Source organism: Microcystis sp. LE19-41.2A, from assembly GCF_027530405.1.
Lineage (GTDB): Bacteria > Cyanobacteriota > Cyanobacteriia > Cyanobacteriales > Microcystaceae > Microcystis > Microcystis aeruginosa.
Genome location: NZ_JAPZQJ010000672.1, coordinates 1 through 10,304, shown reverse-complemented (window position 1 = coordinate 10,304; position 10,304 = coordinate 1). Strand labels below are relative to the sequence as shown.

The 10,304-nt window shown below is 43.0% G+C and carries 5 protein-coding genes; 4 read left to right on the top strand and 1 reads right to left on the bottom strand.

What is annotated here, in order from left to right; translation table 11 throughout:
* Nucleotides 1-335 precede the first annotated feature (335 nt).
* Nucleotides 336-1,670 carry an AAA-like domain-containing protein gene (locus tag O9290_RS27630; protein WP_288054952.1) on the top strand — a complete coding sequence of 445 codons (1,335 nt, stop codon included), beginning with the start codon at nt 336-338 and terminating at the stop codon, nt 1,668-1,670.
* A gap of 14 nt (nt 1,671-1,684) precedes the next feature.
* Here O9290_RS27630 and O9290_RS27625 read toward each other — a convergent pair whose 3' ends face one another.
* Nucleotides 1,685-1,822: a hypothetical protein gene (locus O9290_RS27625; protein WP_288087754.1), complete on the bottom strand. Its 138-nt coding sequence runs from the start codon at nt 1,820-1,822 to the stop codon at nt 1,685-1,687.
* A gap of 32 nt (nt 1,823-1,854) precedes the next feature.
* Here O9290_RS27625 and O9290_RS27620 point away from each other — a divergent pair, with 32 nt between their 5' ends.
* From O9290_RS27620 to O9290_RS27610, 3 genes are all read left to right on the top strand, one after another.
* Entirely contained in the window at nt 1,855-3,687 is a 1,833-nt protein-coding gene (locus O9290_RS27620; protein ID WP_288054950.1) for a carotenoid oxygenase family protein, read from the top strand.
* The gene (locus O9290_RS27615; protein ID WP_288087752.1) at nt 3,684-9,836 is read left to right on the top strand and encodes an AAA family ATPase; all 6,153 of its coding nucleotides are present in this window, start codon (nt 3,684-3,686) and stop codon (nt 9,834-9,836) included. The genes O9290_RS27620 and O9290_RS27615 overlap by 4 nt, the downstream gene beginning before the upstream one ends.
* 101 nt (nt 9,837-9,937) lie before the next feature.
* Nucleotides 9,938-10,087, top strand: coding sequence for a hypothetical protein (locus O9290_RS27610; RefSeq protein WP_158499357.1), 150 nt, complete (start codon nt 9,938-9,940; stop codon nt 10,085-10,087).
* Nucleotides 10,088-10,304: the final 217 nt, after the last annotated feature.

Here is a 10,304-nt window from a genome sequence, read left to right as displayed (position 1 = left end):
AACATCGTTGTTAAATAAAAATCTTTCTCAATTAATTCTTAAGAATTTATAAATATTGCGGAATGTTAATTTAAATATTCTCAAGTTTTTGCAGTCAATAAATAACTTTTGCTTATATTTGTCAGAAAATAGAACTCCTGCAAAAATCCAACATCTACCATTGGGTTAGAAGTCAGTTATCAGTTATCAGTTATCAGTTATCAGTTATCAGTTATCAGTTATCAGTTATCAGTTATCAGTTATCAGTTCACTGAGAAAACTCCCCACACCCCACACCCCACACCCCACACCCTACACCCTACACCCTACACCCCACACCCCACACCCCAATTCTTATGAGAGATTCCCTATCGAGCCATCTAAGAGTACAACAACATTGCCTCAATCAAGTTAAATTAGCCGTGAGAAAGCAGGGCTTTAGCAGTCAACGCTCCTTAGCTAAAGAAGCTGAATTTAGTCTGGCTACTGTCAGCAACTTCCTGACTGGTAAACCGGTAGAACAAGCCACTTTTGCCCAAATTTGTCGTCGATTATGCCTCGACTGGCAAGAAATCGCCGCCCTGAATTTTCAGCTAACAGCACCCCCTCAAGACAAAATTCTGGTTAATTCTCCATCCAAGAGCGAAAAATTGGACACATTACCCCCCTATCCCAATGGGGCAGTTCCCCTTGGTTCCCCATTTTATTTAGAACGTCTTCCCCTCGAAGAACAGATAAGGCAGGAAATCAAGAAACCGGGGGCTTTAGTGCGGATAAAAGCCCCGAAAGAAATGGGCAAAACTTCCCTACTTTTGAGAATGCTCGATTTTGCCAAACAGCAAGGCTACCGCACGGTGAGTTTGAACTTAGAACAGGTGGACCAGGCCATTTTGAGTGATTTAAACCAATTTTTGCGCTGGTTGTGTGCCAATGCCGCCCGTCAACTACAGTTAAAACCGCAATTAGATGAGTATTGGGATGAGGATTTAGGCAGCAAGATTAGCTGTACGGTTTACATTCAAGACTATATCCTGGAATCGATTACTGCCCCCATTGTCCTCGCTCTCGATGAACTTAATCAGATGTTTGAGCATCCCCAAGTGGCCAAGGATTTTTTACCGCTGCTGCGTTCTTGGTACGAAGAAGCCAAAACCCTACCTATTTGGCAAAAACTCCGTCTTATCGTCGTCCATTCCACGGAAATTTATGTTCCCCTGCAGCTCAATCAATCCCCCTTTAACGTGGGATTCCCCGCACAGTTAAGTCATTTTAGTCTTGAGGAGGTATTACAATTAGCCCAACGTTATCAACTCACCTGGGAAAATCAGGAAAAAGTCAAACAATTGATGGAGCTAGTGGGAGGACACCCGGCTTTGGTACAAACTGCCCTCTACTATCTCAGTCGGGAGGAAATAACCATGACGCAAATATTAACCAGTGCCACCTCCGTCACTGGGATTTATGCCCATCACCTGCGACGCCATTGGGCGGTATTAGAACAACAGCCTGAACTAGCAAAAGCCCTCGATCGGGTGATGAGCGCGGTGGAACCCGTACAATTAGACCCAATTCTCGCTTACAAACTCAGCAGTATGGGACTACTCAAACAATCAGGAGATAAAGTAGTACCAGGCTATGAATTGTATCGACGCTATTTTTTAGAGGTGAAATCCTCTATCAGTTATCAGTAAACAGTAATCAGTAATCAGTGAGGGTGTGGGGTGTAGGGTGTGGGGTGTAGGGTGTGGGGGGAATAAATAAAATAATCTCCTATCTCCTGACGACCGGCTCCTATCTCCTGAATCCTATCTCCTGACGACCGACGACCGGCTCCTGACCCCACCAACAAACTTTTTGCCGCAAACTCTACTTATTATGAATATGTCAATCAAAGATACTGTCCAAAATACTGTCAACATTGGTAATTTTAGTCGCTCGCAACTAGGTCAACCGGATGAGAACAATTTATATCAAGCAGTCGCCACAATTACTGAGGGACATTGGCCGGAAAATCTGTCGGGATACGTTTTTATCGTCTGTCCTTTTCATAGAAAAAATGACCGTCATTTGTTCTCTGGCGAGGGTGTAATTATTAAATGGGACTTGCAAGGGAAAAATAATCAAGTTAATGTTTACAGTAAAAAACTGAAAACCTGGGATAGTTTTTGGCGAAAAGTTTTACCGATATTTAATATTAGTCAAGCCACTTTTCCTGCCGTGGTCAGCATTTTGGGTTGTTCAGAAATAGCGAATACTGCTATAGTTAAACTAGAAAAAGTTTCCGAAAATGAACAACTAGAAGAAACCAGATTAATTCTCACTGCCGATGCGGGACGTTACTGGGAAGTGGACCCCGTTTCCCTTGATACTATCACTCCGATTGGTTATTTTGACCAACATATTGTTTCCGTGCCTTTATCTTTTTTCCCAGTCCTAGAAAATACCGCTCATCCCTTCTACGACAAAAAAACCAAAGAATTTATCACCTGTGAATTAAAGCTAAAACTTGTATCGGGAGGTATGTTAAAAGACTTAGATAAATCGGCGTATATTGTTCTTTGGGATCAACAAAAACAACTTAAACCCTGGAAACTACAGGGAGCTATCCTCGATGGTAGTCCCCATTCGGTCATCGTCACCGAAGATTATATCATGATTCCCGATATGCCTTTTCAGATGGGAGTAGCCAAACTATTAGGTATCAGAATCAAGCCTGAAGAAACCTATCCGAAAACTCAAATTTATCTGGTTAAACGTCAAGACCTCAAGGAAGAAGAAACCACCGTTCCCTCGCAATTAATTACCTTCAATGGCGACAGTTATCACTTCCTTTGTAATTACCATAGTATCAACGGTCAAATTCATCTGGTGGCCATCCAAAACGCCACTATTAGTTTAACCGAAGCGATCGAAAAAGACGATATCCAACATTTTACCGGTCAGGGTTATCCTCCCGAATACCACGGCATTCCCTGGATGTTTTCCTTTGACCCCGGAGTGCTGCGCAAAGTGGTTATCAAAGATGCCAGGGTGATGAGCGAACAAGCTTTCATCCATCCGGGGTGGTTCTCTACCACTCTCTACACCGCCGACCCGCGGGAATTGGAACAGGGATACAGCGCTATTTATCAGGTTTATGCCGGTTATGTGCGCGAATTAATCTGTCGTCGTCAGTATATGGATTTTCGCGACCAAAGTAATCGCATCCTCAGGGATGCCGAACTTCCCTGTCATGACTTGCCCTCGGTATTAGCCAAGGTTCCCTTCGATAAGGATTGGAATCAGTTAACTGAACAGATTAGCCAAGAAAAAAATGCCAGTGATACTCATGTATCACATTTAGGTCGGGAACTACTGGATTTTTATGTTTGTCCCGATGGCTATATTTTAGATAGCATTCAGTTTATTCCCCAAGAACAGGGCTATCTATTTACGACGGTTTTAACCCCGACCAGAGTATTAGAAGCTTGGTTATTTAACCCTGACAATCTCAAGGGCGGACCGATTGCTAAACTGAGTTTGCCGGAAGATGTTCACTTTGGTTTTACCTTGCATTCCGAGTATTTCGAGCAAGTGCTGCCTTCTCCCCGTCCTTCCGTCTCACAGGTAAATCGAGTCCTGTCAGCCTTGCGGAGTCTTGTTTTAGTTCCCGTAGAATTTTTCTTGGGGAGACCCGCAGCCATTTACAATCGCCAAGTAAAAAAATGATTGTTCTCAACGGATACGACATTCTTGCCCAAATCTACGAAAGTGTTAACTCGGAAGTCTATCGGGCTATTCGCACCGCCGATAATCAACCGGTTATGCTCAAAATCCTCAAGCAAGAATATCCAACCGCACAAGAACTAACCCACTACAAACAGGAGTATAAAACCATCTGCGGCCTGAACTTCGAGGGGGCGATTAAAGCCTATGGTTTAGAAACCTACCGCAGAACTCCCGTGATTATTTTGGAAGATTTCGGGGGTATATCCTTAAAAAAATGGCTAGAGGGCAAACCCCTGGCCTTAAGGGACTTTTTAAGCCTTGCACCCCGAATAGTGGCTAATTTAGAGAAAATTCACAACGCCAAGGTTATTCACAAAGATATTAATCCTGCCAATATAGTTCTTAACCCCGAAACCGGACAAATTAAAATCATCGATTTTGGCATTGCCAGCGTCCTGCGGCGGGAAAATCCGGGGCTAAAAAATCCCAACGTTCTAGAGGGGACTTTAGCCTATATTTCTCCCGAACAAACCGGACGGATGAATCGCAGTCTCGATTACCGCACGGATTTTTATTCCTTGGGCGTTAGCTTCTACGAACTTCTCACCGGACAATTACCTTTTCGGGCTAAAGATGCTTTGGAATTAGTTCACTGTCATCTGGCAAAACAACCTCTGGAGATTAATAGTCTCGTCAGGGAGAAAATTCCCCCGGTGGTGGAGGCAATCATCAGGAAACTGATGGCTAAAACCCCCGAGGAACGATACCAAAGTGCCTACGGTATTCGGGCAGATTTAGAAGAATGTTTAAGACAACTAGAAACAACGGCTAAAATTGAGGATTTTGTCATCGCTGGGCAAGATCTAGCCAATCAGTTCCAAATTCCCCAAAAACTCTACGGTAGGGAGGCAGAAATCGCCACTCTCCTCACTGCTTTTCAACGGGTAGCCACCGCAGATAAAAACTCCTCTCACACCGAACTGATGCTAGTTACGGGTTATTCTGGCATGGGTAAAACCACCCTAGTTAGGGAAATTTACCAGCCAATTACTGAAAAACGCGGCTTTTTTATCTCCGGTAAATTTGACCAATTTCAGCGCGATACTCCCTACGCTGCCGTGGTTAGCGCTTTGACTCATCTTGTCAAGCAACTTTTGGGGGAAAGTCAGCCACAACTGCAACTATGGCGACAAAAACTCTTAAAGTCTTTGGGGGCGAATGCACGGGTTATTATTGATGTGATTCCTGAACTAGAATTAATTATCGGTCCACAACCAGAGGTGTTACAATTAGGAGCGATCGCTACTCAAAATCGCTTTAATTTAGTCTTTAAAAATTTTATTCGGGTCTTTTGTTCCCCGGAACACCCCTTAGTCATCTTTCTCGATGATTTGCAATGGGCAGACTTGGCTAGTCTCCAGTTAATAGAATTAATTATGCTCGATGGCGATATGGACTATTTGTTTTTAATTGGCTCCTATCGCAGTAATGAAATTAATTCCACCCATCCCCTAACCGCTACTCTCGATAAATTAGAGCAGGGGGGCATAATTATCAATCAAGTTATTTTAAAACCTCTGGGTCTTGAACAGGTCAATCAGTTAATTGCTGACACCTTAAATCATTCACCCGAATATGTGCAATCTTTGTCCGCTTTAGTCTGGCAAAAAACCCACGGGAATCCTTTTTTTGTCAATGAATTTCTCAAAACTATCTACTGGGAAAATTTGCTATTTTTCCAACCGGGGCAGCAAACAACCACTAAAACCGATAATAATAGGGGTTATTGGCAATGGCATCTCGGCCAAATTCAAAGGATTGGTAGTACCGATAATCTGATTCAATTTATGATGGGCAAAATGCAGAAATTGCCCCCCGAAACCCAGGAAATTTTAAGTTTAGCCGCTTGTCTTGGGGCAGAGTTTAATTTATATAGTCTGGCAGTAATCTCTGAAAAATCACCTCCAGAACTTTTACCAATTTTAACTTCTAGTAGCGAAGCTGGTTTAATTATTCCCCTCTCAGAATTGGATGAACAATTACTGATTCAAGAATATAAATTTGCTCATGATCGCATTCAACAAGGAGCTTACGCTCTCATCGAAGACAGCAAAAAATCTTTAATTCATTTGAAAATTGGTCGCCTACTTTGGCAGCATACTGCCGCCAATGAATTATCGGAAAAGATTTTTAAAATAGTCGATCATCTCAATCTTGGTTATCGACTAATTAGCGAGGAAAAAGAACGAGAGTCAGTGGCTAACTTGAATTTACTAGCAGCCCAAAAAGCCAAAGCCGCTAATGCCCAAACTGGAGCCTTAAAATATATTAAAATCGCTCAAAAACTTCTCAAAAAATCAAGCTGGAAAAATAACTATCAACTGACTTTAAATATTTATTCTGAAGCCACAGAAATCGCCTATTTAAGTGGGAACTTTGAGCAGATGCAACGCTGGGCTAATCTCGTATTAAAACAGGCAAAAACAACCCTAGATAAGGTGAAAGTTTATGAAGTCATCATCGAAGCCTATCACGCCCAAAATCACGAACTAAAAGCGGTAGAAATTGGTTTATCCGTCCTAAAAAGCCTAGATTTCGAGATTCTTGAATCCTTAAAATCATCAGATATTCAGGAAGAACTCAATAAAACTAGGCAAAAATTAGCGGGTCAAAATATCGAAAATTTAAGTAATTTACCGCCGATAAATGAGGAAGAAAAATTAGCAATCATGAAGATAGCGAGTGCCATATTTCCTCCTGTTTATATTGCCGCACCTCATCTCTTACCCATCCTAGTATCAAAACAGGTTAACTTATCAATTGAATACGGCAATAGTTATCTAGCGGCTTTTACTTATGTCAATTATGGCTTAATTCTTTGTGGTCTTTTAGAAGATTGGGAAACGGGTTATCAATTTGGACGATTAGCTTTAAACATTGCTGATAAATTTCATGCCAAAGCCCTGATGCCGAAAATAATTGCCGTCTTTTCCGCCACTATTAGTATCTGGAAAGAACCGATTAAAAATTCCCTGTCCTTGTTAAAATATTCCTATCAAACCGGTTTAGAAATGGGCGATCTCTACTACGGAACAACCTGCGCCTATCTTTACTGTTTTCATTCCGCCTTTATCGGACAGGAATTAACCGAATTAGCCGGAGAAATAGCTAACTATGATCTGGCTTTTGTTAAGCTCAAACAAGAAAACACCCGCAACTATCTAAAAATCTACGGACAAACAGTTTTAAATCTGCTGGGGCGCTCGGAAAATCCCGGTCATTTAGAAGGACAGTACTATCAAGAAACTCTTATGTTACCGTACCATCTAGAGGCTAATGATCTCTACGGTCTCTGTGCTTTATTTGTTAATAAATTATACCTTTGTTATCTATTTGGACAGTACGAACAAGCCATTGAAAATGCTAACCAAGCCCAAAAATATCTGGGAGGAGCTACCGCTACTTTCTTGATTCCTCTGCATAATGTCTATGATTCCCTCGCCCATTTAGCTATTTATAATCATCTGGACAATGACCAAAAACAGCAAGTATTAGAACGAGTGACGAATAATCAGAAAAAGCTGCGGGAATGGGCGAATCAAGCACCCTCTAACTATCTCCATAAATTTTATTTAGTGCAAGCGGAAAAGGAGCGGGTACAGCAATCCTATCTAGAAGCCATAGAAAATTATGATCTAGCCATTGCTAAAGCCAAGGAAAATGAATACATTAATGAAGAAGCACTGGCTAACGAACTAGCGGCGAAATTCTATCTCGATTGGGGTAAAGTAAAAATTGCCAAAACCTACATCAATGAAGCTGCTTATCTCTATTCTCTTTGGGGAGCAACAGCTAAAGTCAAAGATATAGAAAGCCGTTATTCTCAGTTAATGGTCAATAATTATGGTTCCAATTCCCTGACCGAAACTAGGAAAACTACCACCAGAAAAAATTCAGTTAGTCATGCGGGAGAACTGTTAGATTTAGCCACGATTATGAAGGCCTTCCAAGCCATTTCTAGCGAGATAGTTTTAGATAAATTACTCGCCACCCTGATGAAAATTCTCATCGAAAATGCTGGGGCGCAGCTGGGCTATCTTATCCTAGAAAGCGGCGGACAACTATTGATCGAAGCCTCCGGTTCGGTGCAGGAAGATGGGGTGACAGTCTTTAAATCTAATGCCATCGAAGAACATCTTCCCGTCTCAATTATTAACTATGTAGCCCGGAGCGGTCAAACCGTTCTTAATGACGATGCTGCCCATGAGGGCAATTTTAGCAATGATTCCTATATTAAAACCCATCAAACCAAATCCCTGCTCTGTTCGCCCCTCCTCGACCAAGGACAACTGCGGGGAATTGTCTATCTAGAAAATAATCTCACCGTCGGGGCTTTTACCCAAGAAAGATTGGAAGTGCTGCAACTGCTCTCCAGCCAAGCGGCGATCGCAATTACTAACGCCAAACTCTACGCCGAAATCAAAGCCAAACAGAGACAACTAGCGCAATTTTTAGAAGCGATGCCAGTGGGGGTATTCGTCCTCGATGCTGGCAGTCAACCCTATTATGCCAATCAAACCGCCCAAGAGATTTTAGGAAAAGAGATAGTTAATATCACCACGGCTAATCAGTTGGGGGAAACCTATCAGTTATATCAAGCTGGAACCGATCGATTGTATCCCACAGAATACCATCCGATTGTCCGAGCTTTAAGGGGGGAAAAAAACACGATGGATGATCTAGAAGTTCACCAAGGAGAGAAGATTATCCCCCTAGAAGTGTATGCCACGCCCGTTTTTGACGAAAAAGGAGAAATTATCTATGCGATCACCGCTTTTACCGATATTACCGAACGAAAACAGGCGGAAGCGGAACGGATTCGCTTTACCGAAGAATTAGCCGAGTATAGCCGCACCCTAGAACAGAAAGTGCAGGAGCGCACCCTAGAACTCAGCCAAACCCTAGAAATTCTCAAGGCCACCCAAGCAGAATTACTGTTTGAAAACGAACTCCTCAAAACTAACGAACAATCTAGCACCTTTGACTACCAAGTGGGGGGCAGTTTACCCATGGATGCCCCCACCTACGTGGTCCGCGCCGCCGACCGTTATCTCTATAAAGCCCTCAAACGGGGCGATTTTTGCTATGTTCTCAATCCCCGTCAAATGGGTAAGTCTAGTTTAATGGTACGCATGATCGACCACCTCCAACACGAGGGGGTCTGTTGCGCTCCCATTGATTTAACCCGCATCGGCAGCGAAAATGTCACTCCCGACCAATGGTACAAGGGGATAGCCTTCGAGTTAGGGCGACGTTTTGGACTGCTCAAAAGGGTCAATCTCAAAGCTTGGTGGCAAGAACGGGAAGATGTCTCGGCAGTACAGCGCTTGGGCGAATTTATCGAAGAAGTGTTATTGCTGGAAGTGGGGATCGTGGAAGGTTCTCCCCCGAAACCGATCACGATTTTTATCGATGAAATTGATAGCGTTTTGGGCTTAAATTTCGCGGTTAATGACTTTTTTGCCCTGATTCGTTCCTGCTATAACCAGCGTGGTTTTAACCCGCTCTATCGGCGTTTGACCTTCGCTTTCTTCGGTGTTGTCACCCCCTCCGATTTAATTACCGACCACCAAATCACTCCTTTTAATATCGGTCATTCGATTCAATTGGAGGGTTTTAAGGAACACGAAGCCCAGCCTTTACTGCGCGGATTGGCCGAGAAAGTTAGTAACCCGCAAACTGTCTTAAAAGAAGTCTTTGCTTGGACAAACGGTCAACCTTTTCTGACCCAAAAACTCTGTCAGTTAATTCGCACCGCCGCCTCGCCGATTCCCCCCAATGGTGAGGCCTCCTGGATTGAGGACTTGGTACAGAAGAAGATCATTGGCAATTGGGAGGCTCAGGATGAACCGGAACATCTGCGGACTATTCGCGATCGGCTTCTCAACAGTCATCGCTCCCAGTTGCTCCTGAAACTCTATGAACGGATTTTAAGGGAAAAAGAGGTAATTTCCGAGGATAGCCCTCCAGAAAAAGAGTTACTTTTATCGGGGTTAGTGATCAAAGACCAAGGCCGGCTGCGGGTCCATAATCCCATCTATCGGGCCATCTTTAACCTCGATTGGCTGGGTTGCAGCTCAAATTTGTAGAAATATCCACTACAGAGCAATTATTGGGACTTAAACGCTCAATACAGATCAAATCGATTATAATCGCTACAGAGTCGGCACTTGACGTTGAGAGATTGGCAATGAAACAGACAACCCCCTCCGAGTCAGAGATAAATGAAGCTTACTTCGCCATGTTATCTTGGTGTTTTGTGCCTAAATTTCCCCGCAAGTCAGCCCCCTGTCTCGGCCAGTGCGAGTCGCTATTCTCGGAGCAACACGAGCAGTCGTGACTAAATTACTCGAATTCCGCTATTTTCCTTTCGTAAGATTAGAGCCATGAACAAAACAGATGTAATGAGTTGGATTTATGGTTCTTCGTTACTTGGTATGGTTCGATAGGGGGGCATAAATCGACTAAATCCTTATCTGGCAAGAGACTTAATTGATTAGTTCGCTCTAGAGCAAAAACAATTGACAAAAATCGCTAAATGCTTTTCTATATAAGGG